This is a genomic window from Pyxidicoccus xibeiensis (assembly GCF_024198175.1).
Classification (GTDB): Bacteria; Myxococcota; Myxococcia; order Myxococcales; family Myxococcaceae; genus Myxococcus; species Myxococcus xibeiensis.
Map to the genome: position 1 here is coordinate 645068 of NZ_JAJVKV010000002.1, position 18307 is coordinate 663374.

At 71.4% G+C, this 18307-nt stretch carries 14 protein-coding genes; 5 read left to right on the plus strand and 9 right to left on the minus strand.

The window, feature by feature from the left end:
* Positions 1-85 precede the first annotated feature (85 nt).
* The 4 genes from LXT23_RS10660 to LXT23_RS10675 are packed head-to-tail and all read right to left on the minus strand — an operon-like array spanning position 86 to position 4951.
* Positions 86-1291 carry an ABC transporter permease gene (locus LXT23_RS10660; protein ID WP_253980008.1) on the minus strand — a complete coding sequence of 402 codons (1206 nt, stop codon included), beginning with the start codon at positions 1289-1291 and terminating at the stop codon, positions 86-88.
* A gap of 15 nt (positions 1292-1306) precedes the next feature.
* Positions 1307-2809 carry an efflux RND transporter periplasmic adaptor subunit gene (locus tag LXT23_RS10665; protein ID WP_253980009.1) on the minus strand — a complete coding sequence of 501 codons (1503 nt, stop codon included), beginning with the start codon at positions 2807-2809 and terminating at the stop codon, positions 1307-1309.
* A 46-nt stretch (positions 2810-2855) separates the two neighbouring features.
* Positions 2856-3608 (minus strand): ABC transporter ATP-binding protein, encoded by a 753-nt coding sequence (locus tag LXT23_RS10670; RefSeq protein WP_323378882.1) that lies wholly within the window; start codon positions 3606-3608, stop codon positions 2856-2858.
* Positions 3605-4951: a TolC family protein gene (locus tag LXT23_RS10675; RefSeq protein ID WP_253980010.1), complete on the minus strand. Its 1347-nt coding sequence runs from the start codon at positions 4949-4951 to the stop codon at positions 3605-3607. Before LXT23_RS10675 ends, LXT23_RS10670 begins: the two co-directional genes overlap by 4 nt.
* Before the next feature lie 443 nt (positions 4952-5394).
* Here LXT23_RS10675 and LXT23_RS10680 point away from each other — a divergent pair, with 443 nt between their 5' ends.
* Both LXT23_RS10680 and LXT23_RS10685 read left to right on the plus strand, forming a co-directional pair.
* Positions 5395-6756, plus strand: coding sequence for a two-component system sensor histidine kinase NtrB (locus LXT23_RS10680; protein ID WP_253980011.1), 1362 nt, complete (start codon positions 5395-5397; stop codon positions 6754-6756).
* Between the two features lie 4 nt (positions 6757-6760).
* Positions 6761-8113, plus strand: a complete 1353-nt coding sequence (locus LXT23_RS10685; protein WP_253980012.1) for a sigma-54-dependent transcriptional regulator — start codon at positions 6761-6763, stop codon at positions 8111-8113.
* A gap of 7 nt (positions 8114-8120) precedes the next feature.
* Here the strand turns inward: LXT23_RS10685 and LXT23_RS10690 are convergent, their stop codons facing one another.
* Entirely contained in the window at positions 8121-8711 is a 591-nt protein-coding gene (locus LXT23_RS10690) for a hypothetical protein (protein ID WP_253980013.1), read from the minus strand.
* A 98-nt stretch (positions 8712-8809) separates the two neighbouring features.
* Here LXT23_RS10690 and LXT23_RS10695 point away from each other — a divergent pair, with 98 nt between their 5' ends.
* Positions 8810-9274 (plus strand): tetratricopeptide repeat protein, encoded by a 465-nt coding sequence (locus LXT23_RS10695; protein WP_253980014.1) that lies wholly within the window; start codon positions 8810-8812, stop codon positions 9272-9274.
* A gap of 85 nt (positions 9275-9359) precedes the next feature.
* Here LXT23_RS10695 and LXT23_RS10700 read toward each other — a convergent pair whose 3' ends face one another.
* Together LXT23_RS10700 and LXT23_RS10705 are read right to left on the minus strand one after the other, a co-directional pair.
* Positions 9360-11567, minus strand: a complete 2208-nt coding sequence (locus LXT23_RS10700; protein ID WP_253980015.1) for a M4 family metallopeptidase — start codon at positions 11565-11567, stop codon at positions 9360-9362.
* 219 nt (positions 11568-11786) lie between these two features.
* Positions 11787-12554, minus strand: coding sequence for an ATP-grasp domain-containing protein (locus tag LXT23_RS10705; protein WP_253980016.1), 768 nt, complete (start codon positions 12552-12554; stop codon positions 11787-11789).
* Positions 12555-12663: 109 nt separating this feature from the next.
* On the opposite strand from LXT23_RS10705, the gene LXT23_RS10710 reads away from it, so the two are divergent.
* Complete coding sequence (locus LXT23_RS10710) at positions 12664-14253, plus strand: hypothetical protein (RefSeq protein ID WP_253980017.1); 1590 nt, start codon at positions 12664-12666, stop codon at positions 14251-14253.
* 92 nt (positions 14254-14345) lie between these two features.
* Here LXT23_RS10710 and LXT23_RS10715 read toward each other — a convergent pair whose 3' ends face one another.
* The gene (locus LXT23_RS10715) at positions 14346-14990 is read right to left on the minus strand and encodes an HAD hydrolase-like protein (protein WP_253980018.1); all 645 of its coding nucleotides are present in this window, start codon (positions 14988-14990) and stop codon (positions 14346-14348) included.
* A gap of 105 nt (positions 14991-15095) precedes the next feature.
* Here LXT23_RS10715 and LXT23_RS10720 point away from each other — a divergent pair, with 105 nt between their 5' ends.
* On the plus strand, positions 15096-15887 hold the full coding sequence (locus tag LXT23_RS10720) for a 4'-phosphopantetheinyl transferase family protein (protein WP_253980019.1): 792 nt from the start codon (positions 15096-15098) through the stop codon (positions 15885-15887).
* On the opposite strand, the gene LXT23_RS10725 is transcribed toward LXT23_RS10720, so the two are convergent.
* On the minus strand, positions 15884-18298 hold the full coding sequence (locus LXT23_RS10725; protein WP_253980020.1) for a PfaD family polyunsaturated fatty acid/polyketide biosynthesis protein: 2415 nt from the start codon (positions 18296-18298) through the stop codon (positions 15884-15886). The genes LXT23_RS10720 and LXT23_RS10725 overlap by 4 nt on opposite strands.
* Positions 18299-18307: the final 9 nt, after the last annotated feature.

An 18307-nucleotide genomic window follows, 5' to 3' on the forward strand; every position in this document is an offset into this window, starting at 1 on the left:
GGTCCGAGCCGCCGCAGCTCAACGGTACACCTTTCCACCCCAAATGTGGAGGCGGCGGGAATCGAAGCCACCGCCTCCAGCTCACTCACTCGTACCGCAGTGACTCGATAGGCGCGAGGCTCGCTGCGCGCCGGGCGGGCCAGATGCCGAAGAACACGCCCACCGATGCGGAGAAGGCGATGGCCACGATGATGGCCTCGGGCGCCACCACCACCGTCCAGCCCGCCAGGCGCTGCAGCAGCTCTGCTCCGCCCACGCCGAGGAGCAGTCCCAACGTGCCGCCCGCGAGGCACAGCACCAGCGACTCCACGAGGAACTGGAGCAGGATGTCCATTCCCGTGGCCCCCAGCGCCTTGCGCAGACCAATCTCTCGCGTCCGCTCCGTCACCGACACGAGCATGATGTTCATGATGCCAATGCCTCCCACCAGCAGGGAAATGGCCGCGATACCCGCCAGCAGCAGCGAAAACGTCTGCGTGGTCTCCTGCACCGTGGCGAGCAGCGTGGCCTGGTCTCGGATGTTGAAGTCCGCCTGCTCCTCCGGACGCAGCCGGTGCTCACGCCGCAGCTTCGAATCAATCTCAGCCATCGCATCGTCCATGGACTTCTCGTCCGCGGCCTGCACGGCGATGGAGCGGATGCGGTCGCTTCCCATGACACGGAACTGCGCGGTGGCCAGCGGGATGTAGAGACTCTCATCCGGGTTGGAGAAGCCCTGCGAGCCCTTCTCCGCCAGCACCCCGATGACCTCGAAAGGGATGCCACGGATACGGACCGACTCGCCGATCAGCGACGCGGTGTTCGTCAGCCCCAGCTGCGCCCCCGCCAGCGCTCCGAGCACCACCACCCGGCGGCGGCCGCGGTCCTCCGCCTCCGTGAACAGCCGGCCCGCCGCCACCTTCGACTCGTTGATGCCGAAGTACGTCGGCCAGGTCCCCACGACGGACAGGTTCGCGTTCTTCGCGCCGTACTCCACCTGGAAGCGCGACTCGATCTCCGGCGCCACCGCCTGGATGTGGCGCGGATTCGCTCGCAGCGCCTCCGCGTCGTCGATGGACATCGTCGCCTGTCCACGGCCCAGGCCACCCGCGAAGGACTGGCCGGGGCGCACCGTGAGGACGTTGGTGCCGAGCGTCTTCAGCCGCTGCTCCACCGAGCGCTGGGCACCTTCGCCCAGCGCCACCATCGTGATGACCGCCGCGATGCCAATCACGATGCCCAGCATCGTCAGCAGCGACCGGAGCTTGTTGGCGAGGACCGCATCGAATGCGACCCGGATGATCTCTCCCATGACCTGGCCTCCTCCTCACCGCATCCCGCGAGGACCACCACCACCGGCGCCCGGCACGATTCCGCCGGTCGCCTGACGCATCCGCTCCGTGCTCCGCTGCTGCTGCTGCTGGAGCTGCGCCACGGAGATGAGCATCACCTGCTCACCCGGCTCCAGCCCGCTCACCACCTCCGAGCTCTCCCAGTCGCTCAGCCCGAGCACCACCCTCCGGGGCTCCGGCCCCTTCGCGCCCTGCACGAAGACGATGGCTGGCCGCGTGTCTCCCGAGCCCTGCCGTCCCTCGCGCATGCCCCGGCCACCACGCCCCTCGCCACCGCCGGCTCCGCTCGCTGCTCCCGGAGCATTTCCGCTCGCGGGCGCCACGTTGCCGCCCGCGCTCGCAGTCGTAGTCGCCCCCGGGCCCGCACCGGCCTCGGCTCCCACGACAGGCGTCGCAGCGCCCCCAGCCCCCGCCGCGGCCTCACCGCCCGCGCCCGTACCGGAGCCACCCCGACCCGCGCCCGCCGCCCCTGCGCCGCCGCCCGCCGGCCGCATCAACGCGCGCACCGCATCTTCCGAGACACCCACCGCGACCGCGGCGGACCGTGCGTCCCTCAGCCCCACGACGGCCGCATTCGGCACGGTGATGGCGTCACGCCGCCGGGAGATTTCGATGGACACCTCCGCGTTCATCCCCGGGCGCAGCAGCCCTTCCGGGTTCTCCAGCCTCACGAGCACCGGGAAGAGGGTGACGTTCTGCTCCACGAGGGCCTGTGGCTCCACCTTCACCACGTCCCCCATGAAGGTCCGGCCCGGGTAGGCCTCCATCGTCACGCGCGCCTTCTGGCCGGGCTTGATCTGCCCCACGTCCGTCTCGTCCACCTTCGCGCGCACCTGCATCACCGACAGGTCCGCCATCTTGAAGAGCGTGCTGCCTCCGGACACGTTCGACGTCGCCGAGGCGATGATGAGCCCGGGCTGAATCTGCCGCTCCAGCAGGGTGCCGGCGATCGGCGCGCGGATGGTGACGTCCCGGCTGCGCTCCTTCGCGAGCTGCAGGTTCGTCTCCGCCCGCACCTTGGCCGCCCGCGCGGTGGCGGAGGCGTCCACGGCCGTCTCGTACTCCTGCTGCGTGACGTAGCCGGACTTGCGCAGCTCCTCCAGCCGCTGCCGCTGGGACTCCGTGGTGTTCAGCCGCACCCGCGCGGACTCCACGTCCGCCTGCGCCTGGGCCAGCGCGTTCTGCACGTCGCGCGGGTCGATCTCCGCCAGCAGGGCGTCCTTCTCCACCTTGTCCCCGGTGTCGAAGTGCACGCGCAGCACCTCACCCGAGGCCTTGGACTTCACCTCGACCACGCGCAGGGGCTCCACCAGGCCGGCGGACTCCGCCACCAGCTCCATGTCCCGGCGCTCCACCACCGCCACCGCGGCCGACCGCTCCTGCGCGGCCGGCTCGCTGCCTCGCGTGGTGGTGTACACCCCCGCGCCCAGCGCCAGGGCCGCGGCACCTGCAATCACCCACTTCTTCGACTTGCTCACGACGTCCTCCAGAGTCCATGTCGCCGCGCGCGGAGCGCGGACCGGTTCAGTCCCGCTTCCGCTCGTCCCGCTCGATGACGCCGTCCTTCAGGAACAACACCCGCTGGGCATGCGCCGCGATGTCCGACTCGTGCGTGACCAGCATCAACGTCTGGCCCTGGGCGTGCAACTCGCCGAAGAGGGCCATGATCTCCTCACCCGTCTTGCTGTCGAGCGCGCCCGTGGGCTCGTCCGCCAGCAGCAGCGCCGGCTGCGTCACCAGCGCGCGCGCAATCGCCACGCGCTGGCGCTGACCGCCGGACAGCTCGTTCGGCCGGTGGTCCTTGCGCTCGCCCAGGCCCACCTTCTCCAGCATCGCCGCCGCGCGCTCGCGCCGTTCCTTCTTGGCCACCCGCGCGTAGATGAGCGGCAGCGCCACGTTGTCCAGCGCGGACGCGCGGGGCAGCAGGTTGAAGCTCTGGAACACGAAGCCCAGCTCCCGGTTCCGGATGCGGGCCAGCGCGTCCTCGCTCATGCCCGCCACCGGCTGGCCGTTGAGCCAGTACTGCCCGCCGCTGGGCACGTCCAGGCAGCCGATGAGGTTCATGAAGGTGGACTTGCCGGAGCCGGACGGGCCCATCACCGCCACGTACTCGTTGCGGCGGATGGTCAGGTCCACGCCTCGCAGCGCGCGCACCACCTCCGAGCCCATCTTGTAGTCCTTGCGCAGCCCCTCGACGCGGATGACCACGTCCGAGATGTCGCGCGCGCTGCCCGGGCCCTGGGCCGCGGCCGTCCGCGGAGTAGGGGACGTGCTCATAACGACCTCCCAGCGAGCGCAGACAGCTCGGCGCGGGCAATCCGGTAGTCGAAGCGGGACGACACCAGGTTGGTCTCCGCGGTGACGACGTTCTCCTGCGACGTCAGCAGCTCGAGGATGGTGGTGGCGCCCAGGCGGTAGCGCTCCTCCTGGACCTTGAGGTCCTCGCGCGCCACCTGGACGGACTGCTCGGCCAGGGTGATGCGCTCCTCCGCGAGCCGGAGCTGGCCCAGCGACTGGCCCACGCCCGACTGCACCGAGCGTCGCGTGTCCGCCAGCTGCGTCTGCGACACCGACGCCGCGGTCCTCGCGCGCACCACGCGCTCCTCGCGGAGGAAGCCGTCGAAGATGGGGTAGGAGAGGCCCAGGCGCACCGACCAGCTCGTCCTGCCGCCGGTGACGGCCAGGTCCTGGTTGAACCAGTCATAGCCCGCGGACAGCTGCACCGTGGGCAGGTAGTTCGACTTCGCCACCCCCACGCCCGCCTCGTTGGCGCGCAGGTTCGCCTCCGCCGCGAGCACCGAGGGGGCCCGCGCGACAATCTCCGTCACCAGCGCCTCCTCGGTGAGCGCCAGCGGCTTCAGCGCCGAGTCGTCCACGGGCTTCGCGTCCACCGGCCCGTCCTCGCCGATGAGCCGGCCCAGCGCCAGCGACGCGGTGGAGCGCTGGGTCTGCGCGGTGAGCAGGGACTCGCGCGCCGTGGTCAGGTCCAGCTGCGCGCGCAGCACGTCCGAGCGCGTCGCCGAGCCCACCGCCAGCCGCCGCTCCGCCGCCTCCGCGTTCTGCTTCGCCCGCTCGATGCGGGAGCGGGCCACGTCCTCGAGCCCCGCCGCGCGCAGCACCTCATAGAACGAGCGCTCCACGTCGAACACCGCGGTGGATTGCTGCGCGGTGAGCTGCGCCTCCGCCGCGTTCGACTGCGCCCGCGTCTGCTTGCGCGTCGCGCTCCGCTGCCCGCCCGTGAAGACGTCCCACCCGGCGGACAGGCCCGCGCTGTACGTGTCACTGGAGCCCGACGACACCGCGCCCGTCTCCGGATCCACCCGCTCGCTGCTCGCCAGCGAGCCGCTCGCGTTGGCCGACAGGGTCGGCAGGTACGCACCGAAGGCGCTGCGCTCGGCCGCCTCGGACGTCGTCACCGTGCCGGCGGCCTGCGCCACCTGGGGGTTCGTCTTCAGGGCCCGGGCGATGGCCTCCTCCAGGCTCACACTCGGCACCGCGCGCATCGCCCGGAGCTCCGCCGGGGGCACCGGGGGCTGCTCGGCCGGGCGCTCGGGCGTCTGGGCCAGGCCCATACCCGGCGCGGCCACCAGCCCGAGGAAGCCCAGGGCCAGGGCCGACATCCGCTGCGGTCGCCTCTTGAACCACGCTCTCTGGGACGTCTTCATGGGAGGGCTCGATTGCATGCGCCTTGCCAGCGTCCAACCCCCTGGAACCCGTGGGAAAAGTGCCGGCACCGCTGCGGGAACCGCAGCCCGGGTGCGGATTCCGCATGCGAGGTCCGCATCCACCAGGCCCGGGGTGCCGACTTCGCGCGCTCCCTAGAGGAGAACGAGGCCTTCGCGGCGTGTGGGCCTCCTGCTTGCACTGCAACAGCGTGGAAGGCGGGTGCGCGGAGCAGGCGCGCCCGCCTGTCCTCCCTGCCGGCGGCCTCCGGTCGCCCTCCACCCCCAGGAGCGATGCCCATGACATCCAGGAAGCCTGAGCGCGCCGAGCGGCCCCAGGCGGCACCAGGTCCGGTGGGAAGTGAGTGCGGATTCCGCACTCCGCATGCAGAGTTCGCAACATGCAGGAAGACGCCATGCAGTGGGAGTCACCGGGCCGGAGGTCGGCGATGAGCGGCGCGCCCTGGTGGCGTCCCCGGGGGCCCCGGCTGCCCTGGGTGGCGGCGGCGCTGATGTGCGCGGTGCTGCTGTCTGCGGCGTGGTTCATCCGCGCCTCCGCCCTGGAGTCCTCCTCGCTCGTCACGCGCGGCATGGCCAACGTCATCGGGATGGCCGCGTTCGAGGCCTTCCGGGACTTCAACGGCCCTCCGAGCCAGCAGGCGCTCGACGGCTTCCTCGCGGCCAACCGGGACGGCGGGCTGCGCTACGTGGCGGTCTACGAGGACAAGCAGGTGCTGGCTGCGGCGGGGGAGCGCTCGCCGGGGGAGTTCCGGGAGGGGCCGGACCTCAAGCTGGAGGGGGGCCGCGTCCGGTTCATGCACCGGCTGCGTCGGCCCCGCTTCCCCCAGGCGGAGGGCGCCGCGCCCGGTGCGAATCCGGCATCCGCGCAGGCACCCGCGCCCCCGCCTCCCACCGAGGCAGGGCCTCCGCAGGACCCGCGCCGCGGGCTGCGCATCGCCTACGAGTTCGAGCCGCTCACCGCGCTGGAGCTGGAGTCGCGCTCGCAGCGGCTGCTGGTCGTGGCCATCATCTCCAGCCTGGGCATCCTGGTGCTGGCCTTCGCCTTCTCGCGCTCGCTGGCCCAGCGCGAGGCCCTCTCGGAGGAGCTGGAGCGGGGGCGCCGGCTGGCGGCGCTCGGCACGATGTCCGCGGTGCTGGCGCACGAGCTGCGCAACCCGCTGGCCTCGCTCAAGGGCCACGCGCAGCTGCTGGCCGAGCGGGTGGAGCGGGATGAAGTCCTGCGCCCCAAGGCGGACCGGGTGGTGAGCGAGGCCGTCCGGCTGGAGCAGCTGATGAACGACCTGCTGGGCTTCGTGCGCAGCGGGGAGCTGCGGCGCGCGGAGGCGGACCCGAACGACGTGCTGCGCGCGGCGGTGGAGGCCACGGGCGAGGCGAGCGTGGAGGCCCACTACCTGCCGGAGCGCCTGCGGCTTCCGGTGGACGCGGGCAGGCTCCAGCAGGCACTGGAGAACGTGCTGCGCAACGCGGTGCAGGCAAGCCCCGAGGGCACACGGGTGGAGGCGAGCGTGGAGCAGGAGGGCAGGTCCCTCGTCTTCACCGTGAAGGACCACGGGCCGGGCATCCCCGCGGGTGAAGAGGAGCGCATCTTCGAGCCGTTCGTCACCGGACGGCTGCGCGGCGTGGGGCTGGGCCTCGCCATCACCCGCCGCATCGTCGAGCTGCACGGCGGCACCGTGAGTGCCCGCAGTCATGCCGGCGGTGGCGCGGAGTTCCGCCTCACCGTCCCCGCCAGGGGGAGCTGAAGCCATGGCGCGCATCCTGGTGGCGGACGACGAGGAGGGCGTGCGCACGTTCCTCGCCGAGGCGCTCGAGTACGAGGGCCACGTGGTGACGACGGCCGCGGATGGCGACGAGGCGGCGCGGCTGCTGGCCCGGCAGGGCGTGGACCTGCTGCTGACAGACTTGAAGATGCCCGGGCTGGACGGCCTGGCACTGCTGCGCAAGGTGCGCGAGGAGCAGCCGGACGTGGAGGTCATCGTCCTCACCGCCATCGGCTCGGTGGAGAGCGCGGTGGCGGCGATGAAGGCCGGCGCCTTCGAGTACCTCCAGAAGCCGGTGAGCAGCCCCGCCGAGCTGAGGCTGACGGTGGCGCGGGCCCTGGAGCGCCGCGCGCTGCTCAACTTCAAGGCTGGGGCCCGGCACACCTCGGGCGAGGTGGTGCTGAGCTGGGGCGCTCCGGCCATGGCGCCGGTGGTGGAGGCCCTGCGCAAGGTGGCGCCCACCCAGGCCACGGTCCTCTTGATGGGGGAGAGCGGCACCGGAAAGGAAGTGGCCGCGCGCGCGCTGCACCAGCAGAGCGAGCGGGCCGAGGGGCCCTTTGTCGCAGTCAACTGTGCGGCCCTCACGGAGACGCTGCTGGAGAGCGAGCTGTTCGGCCACGAGAAGGGGGCGTTCACCGGGGCGGTGGCCCAGCGGCGCGGGCGCATCGAGCTGGCCCAGGGCGGCACCTTCTTCCTGGACGAGGTGGGTGAGCTGAAGGCGGAGCTCCAGGCCAAGCTGCTGCGCGTGCTCCAGGAGCGCCGCTTCGAGCGCGTGGGCGGCACGCGGACGCTGGAGGCCGACGTGCGCTGGGTGGCGGCCACCAACCGCGACCTCAAGGCGATGATGGCGCGGGGCGAGTTCCGCGAGGACCTCTACCACCGGCTCGCGGTGTTCCCCATCCGCCTGCCGTCCCTGCGCGAGCGGCGCGAGGACCTGAAGCCGCTGGCGGAGCTGCTGCTGCGGCGCATCGGCGAGGAGCTGGGGCGACCGGGCCTGCGGCTGTCACCCGAGGCGTCGGAGCGGCTGGTGGCCTTCCCGTGGCCGGGCAACGTGCGCGAGCTGCGCAACGCGCTGGAGCGGGCGGCCATCCTCACGGACGGCCAGGTGGTGGAGCCCCGGCACCTGTGGATGGACCCGCCGGGGGGCTCGACTCCCGCGCCCGCCGGTACCGCTCCGGAGGGCGGGCGGCTTCCGGACAAGACGCTGGAGGAGCTGGAGCGGATGGCCATCGAGCAGGCCATCTCGGACGAGGGCGGCAACCGCAAGCGCGCCGCCCAGCGGCTGGGCATCGGCTTGCGGACGCTCTACGACAAGCTGCGGCGCTACGGCATGCAGTAGCGCGACGTCACGGAGGGCCGTAGCCCTGCACGCGCGAGTTCAGCTCCACCGCCGTGGCGTAGATCTGCGCCCACGCGCGGAACTTGATGCGGCTGCCCAGGCTCTTCTGGTCGTTGGCGTAGTCGAACAGGTCCGTGCGGAACTGGGCGTCGGCCGCCTTGCGCGCCTCGGGCCCGAGCGGCGTGCCCTTCTTCGCGTAGTAGCGGAGCAGGTCGTAGCCGTAGTCGTGCGTCTTGGCCGCGGGGTCGAACTCCTTGTCCGGCCCCACCTTCCCGGGCGCCGAGGCGGAGCCGTGCGGGTCCTGCATCCGCTGGCCATGCTTCGTCTGGATGGCGTAGGGCTTGTAGCCCATGACCTTCTCGAAGTCGGCCGGGGGCGGGCGGGCACCGGTGAGGTACTCCCGCATCAGCTTGCCGTGGTCTCCCGCCGGCGCGGCGCCGACCTTCGCCGTACGCTGCGTGGCGGTGGTGGTCCCGGTGAACGTGTCCTTCTGGTGGGCACGCGTCTTGGCGACGGTGTTGGACGTCTCCGCGGCGGATGTCTCGGAAGTGGAGTTGACCGGGCGGCGGGCAGAGACTGGGGGCGAGCGGACGATCATGGGAACCTGGGGGAAGGCTTTCTCTCAGGTTGTCGGAGTTTGTAGTGCGAGAGTTGCTTACCTGTGACTGACGCGCCGCGTGGTGCGAGGAGACCTGAGTGGGAACGGACCTTTATCGCGACGGGATGGCCCGGCTGGAAGCGGGAGACGTGGGGGAGGGGCGGCGGCTGCTGGAAGAAGCGCTCCGGAATTCCCCAGGGGATGCGAAGGCGATGTACGGGCTGGCGCTCGCGCTGGACCTGGCGGGAGAGCGCGTCCGGGCGCTGGAGCTGCTGGAGCTGGCGAATGCCCGCGCGCCGGCCGAGCCGGAGCCCGCGTGTGATCTGGCCATGTCACTGCTGGAGCGGGGCGAGGACGCACGGGCGGAGCAGGTGCTGACGCCGGTGCTGGCCGCTCAGCCGGACAAGGCGCGCAGCAACCTCTACATGGCCCTGGCCCTGGCGAAGACGGACCCGGCCCGGGCGCGAACCCATGTGGCGAAGGTGCTGAAGGCCTCGGACCCGGACCTGCGGCGGCAGGCGGAGGCCCTGGACCGGGTGCTGGCCGAGCACGCGCCGGCCTGAGCCGGACGTGTACGAAAGACGACGGGCGGCCTCCCAGGAGGAAGCCGCCCGCCGGACTTCAGCCTTCAGTGACGACGGCCCGTGACTACGGCCGCGTGTAGTTGATGGTCAGGTTGTAGGACGCCGTGCCCGAGCCGCCGCCGCGCACCATGACGTGGGCGGCCGTCTGGCCCGCCGGCACCGTCAGGCTGCACGTCTCCGAGGCACCCGAGGTGTTCGGCCGGCAGTCATAGGCGGTGGTCGTGGGCTGCGAGCCGAAGCGCACGTACAGGTTCGGGTTGCGCGTGCCCGTCATCACCACGCTGAACGTCGTGCCCGGCACCACGTTGTACGGGCCGAACCGGTCGTTCTCGTTGCGCGCCACGGTGCCGGTGGCCGTCTCCGTCACCGGAGTGCCGCCGCCACCGCCCGTGCCCGTGTGCGTGCCCGTGAGGGACATGCCCGAGTACGCGCTGTAGCCATTCACCATGACGTACCAGGTGCCGGCCGCCGGGTTGTTGAAGGTGCACGTCTCCGCGTTGCCACTGGTGTACGGACGGCAGTCGTAGGTGCTGCTGTTCGGCGCGGAGCCGAAGCGCACGTACAGGTCCGCGTCACCCGTGCCACCGGACGTCTCGAACTTCAGGCTGGTCTGCCCGGCGGGCACCTCGAGCGTGTAGTACTTCTTGTTGCCCGAGCTGCCGGACAGGCCCGTCACCGGCACGCCGTTGGTCAGCGGCGTCGTCACCGGCGGCGGAGGCGGCACGCCCACGGCGAGCCACGCGTCCGTCACGGCCTGCACCGTGGCCGCGTCGTAGCCGAGCGCCTGCGCGGCCTGGATGGTGTACGTCTTCGCCTGCTCGAACGTGGTGCTCGCGGTGAACAGGTCCGTGTTGGCCTTGTAGAAGATGCGCGCGGCCTTCTCGGGGCCGATGGCCGCCACGTTGATGCTCGTCTTGCCGCGCGGGTGCGTGCCACCCGTGGAGAGCAGCGCGAACACCAGGTTGCTGATGCCGGAGCTGTAGTGCACGTCCACGCCGGACGAGTAGTCGCCGTAGAAGTCCAGCGACACGTCATCCGCGGCCGGGTCGGCCATGTAGCGCAGGGCGTCGCCCGTGACACCCGGCGTCCAGACGTCCTCGCCAATCTTGAAGACGTCCGCGTCGGTGGCCCAGCCGCGCTGCCAGCTCTCGCACACGCCGGCGAAGATGTCGGACATGGACTCGTTGAGGCCGCCGGACTCACCCGAGTAGATGAGGTCCGACTCGGTGTCCGTCACCGCGTGGGTCAGCTCGTGGACCGTGACGTCCAGGTCCTTGCCCAGCTCGATGGAGTCCACGCCGTTGCCGTCGCCGTACACCATCTGCGTGCCGTCCCAGTAGGCGTTCACGTAGTTGGTGCTGTAGTGCACGGTGCTGATGAGCGCGGCGCCCGCGTTGTCGTACGAGTCACGACCGAAGAGCGTGTTGTAGCAGTTGTACGTCACGCCCAGCTGGTCGTAGTTCATGTCGATGTGCGCGTCACCCGTGGCGGCCTGGCCCTCGCTGCGGCGCAGGGTGCCCGGGGTGGACGTGCCGTTGTTCGCGCTGTGCACGCGGCGGTTGAGCGCCGAGTGGAGCTGCGGGTGGAGCGCCAGCACGCCACCGCGCTGCGCGTCGACGTAGACCAGGTCGTCGGCGGGCATGCCGTTGCGCTCACCCAGCGTGCGGACCTGCCAGGCCAGGCGGGGCTCATCGGAGCCCTCGGGGTAGATGTAGACCAGGGTGGCGGGGCCGCTGGCGGAGGCGCGGCTCGCGGTGGAGCCGAGCTCGGCCGCCTTCAGCGCGACTTCGGAGGCCACCGTCGGCTTCGTGGCCGAGGGCCTGGCGCCGCGCGCGGAGCCGTTGGCCGCGTAGATGAAGCCTTCCTCGTCCGCGTGGATGACGAGCTCGGCGCCCACCACGGGCAGGCCGTTCATCAGCTGGCGGAAGCGCAGGTGCTTGTGGCCCTCGGCGTCCACGGAGGCGCGCCGGAAGACCAGGTCGTCGTTGCGCAGGCGGAAGGCCGAGGCAATCTCACCCAGCGCCTCACGCGCCTCGCCCCCCGCGTCCGAGCGCGCCCGCTGCGCGGACAGGTCGGACAGCCGGCCCAGGTCTCCCTGGATGAAGTAGGGCACCTCTCCCTTGCGGCCGAGCACCTCGGCTCCGGGCAGCCGGGCCAGCGCGGCCTGGATGTCCGCGTCCTTCGCCGCTCCCTGCGCCGGCTCCGTCTCCTGCTGCACCGAGCCACACGCCACGAGTCCGGCGCCAACCCACGCCGCACAGAACGACCTCAAGAATCGATTGCTCAAGCGCACGACCTTTCCGAAGAAGAGAGACTTTCATGACACATGAGTAATTCGGATTTCAAGCGGAAGTTATGTGTTCATTGATTTCTCTGCATTGCACCGAAATAGAGGTCTGTCTGTGTTTACTCGTAATACAGGTTTGAGACCCCGGGGCCGGAAGAGATGCGGTGGGCGACACCCCGCGAGGTGTCGCCCACCCGGAGGGCGCTACCAGTGCATCGCCTCGATGGCGGCCACCATCTTCCCCACGTCGTAGGCGTAGAAGCCCGCCGAGTTGAGGTTGTTGATCTCCCCGACGTACAGCCCGCCGTCGTGCATGAAGACGTCCAGCGCGTAGGCGCGGGCCGGGCCCCACCGGTCCGCCATGGCCTGCGCGAAGGTGTAGACCTCCGGCTCGACTTCGGCCGAGCCCACGACGCGGTCCCCGAGCTTGTAGCGCGTGCCGGTGACGACGCGGCCGTCGACGACGACCATGCGGTACTCGCGCTGGAGGTGCTTCGGCGCGCTGACCGCCACCCAGGTGTCCGGGGAGACGGTGGTGGCCTCCTCGAGCTTCAGGACGCTGTCGCGCCACGCCGCGAACTCCTCCCAGGTGGTGACCATGCCCGAGAACGACTTGTCGTCCAGGCACGGGCGGATGAAGAAGGGCCCGTCCCGCGGGGGAACGTCCGCGAAGCGGCAGACCTGGGCGCCTGCGTTCAGCAGGTGCTCGCCCAGGTGCTCGCGCCAGACGCGGAAGTCGAAGTTGTCGTTGATGAACGAGCCCGGCACCCAGCCCCGCCGCACCGCATACCGGGCGAGGCTGAGCGAGCCCATGACGATGACGGGGCCGGAGACCTGGACCTCCGGCTGGACGCCGCCGTCGAACGGGATGACCTTCACCAGCGTGTGGGGGATGCCACCGCGCTCGAGCGTCTGCATCAGCGTGTGGAAGCCCCGCTCGTTGAAGAGGTTGTCCTGGACGACCCAGTGCATGTGCCGAGCCTCGGTGGAAGGGTGGTCGCCCGGACGTGCCGGCGCCGGGGGTTCTGACGCTGGCGCCTTCCCATGGACCAGGGTGCCACGCCCCCTCCGTATGTGAGTCATGACGTACTTCCAGTCCCCAGCCGTTCGAGCTCGCGGATGGGTCCGCGCCGTCACCCACCTCCACCTGGGCGCGCTGCTATGTGTGCTGCTGTCGGCCTGCCACGAGGCGCCGAAGCACTCGTGCGAGGCGGGCTGCGAGGTGCCTCCGGTGTCGCTGGACCACACCTTCGACCGGGGCACGCTGTCCCACGGCACGACGTCCCGCCCGGGGTGGGGTGGCCTCAAGACGCGCCTGTCCGGCGGCCGGGTGTATGTGCTGGAGACGTCACGCGACAGCGCCGGCGGGACGACGCGGCGGCTCGTGGCGTACTCGCCCGAGGCCCGCGAGCTCTGGGCGCGGGAGGCCCAGCCCCGGGAGCACTTCAGCGACTTCACGGTGCACCCCTCGGGCGAGCTGACGCTGGGGGTGGAGCGCATCGACGCGGAGCGGGGAGGGTATGACCTCGTCCGGCTGTCCGCGGAGGGGCAGGTGCTGGCCCGCCAGCCGCTCCCCGAGGCCGCGACGCTGCCTCCGGGGGACCTGGGCGCCGACCTGCCCGCGCAGCCGTTCCGCATGAAGTCCCGGTACGTGCACGCGCTCGCCGACGGCTGGCTCCGCACGGAGGCGCGCGGAGAGGGGCTGGTGGTGGCTTTCCTCTCCCGGGTGGACGAGCCCGACGAGGCGCCCGACAGGCCGTCTCCGTACCTCGTCTCCGGGGTGATGGCGCTGGGGTGGTCGGGGACGGACTACTCGGAGCAGTGGACGCGCCTCGTGGACGGACGGCACCGCGTGGAGCCCGCCGCCTGGGCCTACGACGAGTTCCGCTGGCGCGAAGCGCCGCTGCGCACGCTGCTGGCGGTGGACGGAGACGGCGGCGTGGTGGTGGGCCGGACGTGGAACACGCTGCGGTGCCTCGCCTCCAGCGAGACGTTCCAGGACGTGACGCGGCTGGACTGCCTCACCGGCGAGGACGTCGCGTCGCCCATGGACACCGAGTACCAGCCGTTCGCCTTCACGGCGTTCTCCGCCCTGGGCGAGCGGGAGGGGACACACCCGTTCGTCCCCGCCTCGGTGGCCGAGTTCGTCGTGTTCGACATGGCGGTGAAGAACGGGGAGGTCGCCCTCGCCGGCACGGCGGTGCGCCAGGATGCCCGCGGCGTCATCCACTACTACCCGCCGTTCCCCGGCGCCGACTCGCGGATGGCGCCGTATGACGGCTACGTGGCCGTGCTCGGCAGGCGCACGGGCGCACTCCGCTTCGAGCGCTACGTGGCCGGGGAGCGCGCGGACCACCTCTCGGCGCTGCGGTGGACCTCGGAGGGGCTGCTCGTCGCGGGGGCGACGGGCTGGGACCGGTGGGGCGGAGGCATGAGCATCAGCCGCGGCGCCGGCCCACTGCTGGCCCTGGTCTCCGAGGACGGCGCCCGCGTGAGGGTGCAGCGTGTCCCGCTCGACGGTGGCGAGCGCCACTTCCACCTGCTGGGCGTGGACGTGGAGGGGAGCCACGTGGTGGCGGTGGGCCTCGCGGAGGCCCCCATGACCCACTCGGGCGATGGGGACCACCGGGAGAACATGACCTTCGGGGGGCTCACCTTGAAGCTGCGGTGAGCCTCACGGGCAGTCGGCGGGGCAGAAGCTGCTGGACTCCAGGCGTTGAGCGGAGGCCGGGTGGAAGCCCTCGGGCTGGCCGTGAGAAAGAGTCAGCGCCGCTCGGACCAGCGGGACAGGAGCTCGGCCACCTCCGCCGGGTGCCCGGCGATGGCGTCCGGCCCGGCCTCCCGCAGGCGGGCCTCGGCATCCGCGCCCCAGCGCACGGCGATGACCCTCACGTTGACCTCCTTGCAGGCCACCACGTCCCGGTGCTCGTCGCCCACGTAGACGAGCTGGTCGGGCCGGAGCCCGCGCTGCTTCATCAGGGCCCGCAGCAGCCGGGCCTTGCCGAAGAAGCTGCTGCTGCAGTGGATGCTCTCCACCAGCGCCTCGGCCGAGTGGTGCCGCAGGAACGCGCGGATGTTCTCCTCCCGGTTGGTGGACAGGATGGCGAGCGGGTGCCCGCGGCGCCTCAGCTCCGCCAGCAGCTCGGGGATGCCCTCGTGGAACGCGATGGTGGTCATCACCTCGCGCAGGCTCCGGCCCATCTGCACCGCCAGCCAGGGCAGCCGGTAGGGCGGAATGCCCATCCGGGCGCAGCGCTCCAGGATGGACAGCTTGCGCAGCTCCTCCAGGTTGTCGGCGGACAGCGCCTTGTAGCCGCGCTTCTCGGCGAGCGCGTTGTAGAGCCGGATGACCGCGTCCTTCGAGTCCGCCAGCGTCCCGTCAAAGTCGAAGACGATGTGGGTAGTCACGGCGCACATCCTGCCTCACCGGGAGCGGGAGGGAAGGGGGGGACCAGTCCCCGGGCTCCACGTGCGCATTGAGCCGCCGCCCGGGTTGCCACAGAATCCGGACGAATGACCTACCCTGATGCTCTCTCCCCCGAGGCGTTCGCGACAGTGTCGCTCGGCATGGTGCGCCACGGGGTGGCGGTGCCCGGCGTGCTCACCTGTGTCCACCTCGAGTCCGCCGCCGCTCTCGAGGCCCGGCACCTCACGCTCCTGCACGAGAAGGAGCGCCAGCGCCTGGAGGAGCTCCGCGCGGACTCGCGCCGGCTCGGCTTCTTCCTGGGGCGTGTCGCGGGGAAGCTCTCGGTCCGCGCGCTCGGCATCACCGCGCCGCTGCACGCCGTGGAGATAGCGCCAGGGGTGTTCGAGCAGCCCATCGTCAAGGGGACGGGGGACGAGCCGCCCCTCGTGTCGCTCAGCCACACCCGCGCCGTCGCGGTGGCGGTGGCCTGCGGGCCCGAGCACATCCTCGGCGTGGACGTGGAGCTGGTCGACCCGCAGCGGACGGAGGTCTTCGAGTCGGTGATGCCTCCCAGGGAGCTCGCCATGGCGAGGCACGCGCCTGCGAGCGGGGACCTCGCGGTGAACGTCCTCTGGGCGATGAAGGAGGCCCTCTCCAAGGCCTTGCGCTGCGGGCTGACGACGCCGTTCGAAATCCTGGAGACCGATGCCTTCGAGCCGCACTCGGACGGAGGCTGGAGCTGCCTCTTCCGCAACTTCGCGCAGTACCGGGCCCGGGCGTGGGTGCTCGGCTCCCACGTGGTGGCGGTCGTCACTCCGAAGCACTCGGTCATCCACATCACGCCGGGAGACCTGGAGCGCGTCCGCCAAGTCCTCGGGCGTGACGTGCCGCGGAGCTAGGCCACCCGCTCCACGGCCTCGGCGGTGAAGCGGCGCCAGCGCTCCTCGAGCACCCGCGCCGCGTTCTCCATCAGGAACGCCGCCAGCGCATCGACATGGCGGTTGCGCCAGGGCTCCAGCGGCGTCCCCTTCACCGCGCGGTTGAAGGAGCCGAGCGCGGGGCCGCCGTGAATCTGGAAGTTCACCTTGTCCGCCGTGTCGCCTCGCCGGGCGCGGCGCATGGTGTCCACGAAGTACCAGCGGAAGACGAGCGCCATCCGGTGGCGGGCGTTCTTCTCGGCGCGCTCCACCTGCGCGGGGTCGGTCTTCAGGTAGTACGCCTTCGTCTCCGCCCAGACCTCGTCGATGCGCTTCTTGAAGTACTGCGTCTCCAACTGCTCGCGGGTCTTCTCGTCGATGGCTTCGAGCGACTCGTGACGCTGGTACAGCTCGTACAGCTTGTTTCCCCGGGCGGGGAAGAAGACGCCCTTGCGGAAGACCTGGATGCGGGCGCCCAGCTCGAACATGTCGCCAGCGGGTGCCATCGCGAAGTCCTGGATGTCCGCGTCGGCGAGCATGTCCTTGACCAGGTCGCTCGTCCCGGCCTCGGGCGTGCACTGGTTGATGGAGCCGGTGAGGATGAAGTCCGCGCCGAGGGTGAAGGCGGCGGCCACGGCCTCGGGCGTCCCGATGCCACCCGCCGCGCCCACGCGGATGCGCGCCGGGAAGCGGTGCTCGGCCATGGCCTCGTCGCGCAGGTGCATCATCGCGGGCAGCAGGCTGAAGGCGACGCCTTTGTCGGTGTGTCCGCCCGAGTCCGACTCCGCGCAGACATCGTCCGCCATCGGCAGCCGGGCCGCGGCGCGCGCCTCCTCGTCGGTGATGAGACCCTTCTCCCGGAGCGCCCGGACGATGCGCTCGGGGGCAGGGGAGACGAACTGCCGTGCGACTTCCGGGCGCGAAAGCTTCGCCATCAGGCGGTTCGCGGGGCGCGCGCCGTCAGCGGCGAGCCGCGCCCCCTTGAGCCGGTAGCGCACGACGGCGGGGGTGAGCACGGTGTACGCGGATGCCTCCACGCAGCGGACGCCCAGGCGGAGCAGCACGTCGACGGTCCGTTCCTCGAGCTCGGGATGGTTGACGTTGTGCAGGAGGTTCACCCCCCAGGGGGCGCCCGCTGGCAGGGCGGCCTGGATGCGGCGGACGCCATCTTCGATGCGTTCGAGGCCGAGCCCTCCCGCTCCGAAGAAGCTGAGGAGCCCCGCCCGCCCCATGCGGATGACCAGCTCCGGGGAGGCGATGCCCTTCACCATCGCGCCCGCCACGTAGGCCAGGCGGACGTTGTGGTCCCTCCGGAATGCCGCGTCGCCCAGCCGCTCCGCGCTCACGAGCGCCCGTGTGCCTGTGGCCCGCTCAGGAGCCGGGGCCGACCGCACAGCGGGTGGAGCTGGCGCTCGGACCACGGAAGGTTCGGCCCGCGGGGCCACATACCCCCGGAGCGCAGCCTCCGCGTCCGCTGCCTTCGTCACCGGTGTCACGGTCCTGCCGAGCGTCTGGAAGAACTTGGACAGCGGCGCGCCCGGGCCCACCTCGTAGATGCGCTGCGCCCGCGCACCCATCGCGCGCATGTTGTCCAGCCACCGCACCGAGCCGGAGATCTGCTGGACCAGGTTCGCGATGAGCGACCCCGCCTCGTGGAAGTCACCCGTGACATTCGACGTGACTCGCGCCGCCAGCTCCGGCCGGAACCCGCGCGCGAACGACTCCAGGTAGGCCTGGAACTCGCCCTCGATGGAGCGCATGAGGCTCGAGTGGAACGGTGCGCTGACCTGGAGCGGAATGAAGCTCAGCGAGGGATGTGACTCGGCCAGCGCGCGCTTTGCCCGCTCGATGCTCTCGCTCGTGCCGCTGATGACCACCTGGGCCAGCGAGTTGTGGTTCGCGACCTCGGCCCCCGCCGCCCGCGCGACTCCCAGCGCGCCACTGCGCTCCAGGTCGTCGGCGACGAGCGCCGCCATGGCACCATTCCCCTGGGGCACGGCCCGCTGCATGAGCGCCCCGCGTCGCCGGACGAGCCGGACCGCGTCCGCGAACGGAATCGCTCCGGCCGCCACCAGCGCGGTGTACTCGCCCAGGCTGTGCCCACCGAAGACGGTGGCCTGGAGGCCGAACTCCTCCACCAGCGCCCGCCAGGCGGCAATCTCCATCGTGAGGATGCAGGGCTGCGTGAACTCGGTGAGGTGGAGCCTCGGGTCCTTCTCGAAGCAGAGCTGGACCAGGTTCTCTCCCACCGCGTCGCACGCCTCCTCGAAGGTGCGCCGGGCGATGGGCCACTGCTTGTGGAAGTCCGCCCCCATCCCAGGCCGCTGCGAGCCCTGGCCGGGGAAGACGACGGCGTCCTGGGTGCCAGGCTGGATGTCCGCGCGAGCTGTCATGTCCAAGAG

Coding starts and splice junctions, on each gene's coding strand:
- LXT23_RS10670 (WP_323378882.1), bottom strand. CDS start 3,608: ATGAGCACGTCCCCTACTCCGCGGACGGCCGCGGCCCAGGGCCCGGGC.
- LXT23_RS10685 (WP_253980012.1), top strand. CDS start 6,761: ATGGCGCGCATCCTGGTGGCGGACGACGAGGAGGGCGTGCGCACGTTC.
- LXT23_RS10725 (WP_253980020.1), bottom strand. CDS start 18,298: ATGACAGCTCGCGCGGACATCCAGCCTGGCACCCAGGACGCCGTCGTC.
- LXT23_RS10660 (WP_253980008.1), bottom strand. CDS start 1,291: ATGGGAGAGATCATCCGGGTCGCATTCGATGCGGTCCTCGCCAACAAG.
- LXT23_RS10710 (WP_253980017.1), top strand. CDS start 12,664: ATGACGTACTTCCAGTCCCCAGCCGTTCGAGCTCGCGGATGGGTCCGC.
- LXT23_RS10675 (WP_253980010.1), bottom strand. CDS start 4,951: ATGTCGGCCCTGGCCCTGGGCTTCCTCGGGCTGGTGGCCGCGCCGGGT.
- LXT23_RS10720 (WP_253980019.1), top strand. CDS start 15,096: ATGACCTACCCTGATGCTCTCTCCCCCGAGGCGTTCGCGACAGTGTCG.
- LXT23_RS10680 (WP_253980011.1), top strand. CDS start 5,395: ATGCAGGAAGACGCCATGCAGTGGGAGTCACCGGGCCGGAGGTCGGCG.
- LXT23_RS10690 (WP_253980013.1), bottom strand. CDS start 8,711: ATGATCGTCCGCTCGCCCCCAGTCTCTGCCCGCCGCCCGGTCAACTCC.
- LXT23_RS10705 (WP_253980016.1), bottom strand. CDS start 12,554: ATGCACTGGGTCGTCCAGGACAACCTCTTCAACGAGCGGGGCTTCCAC.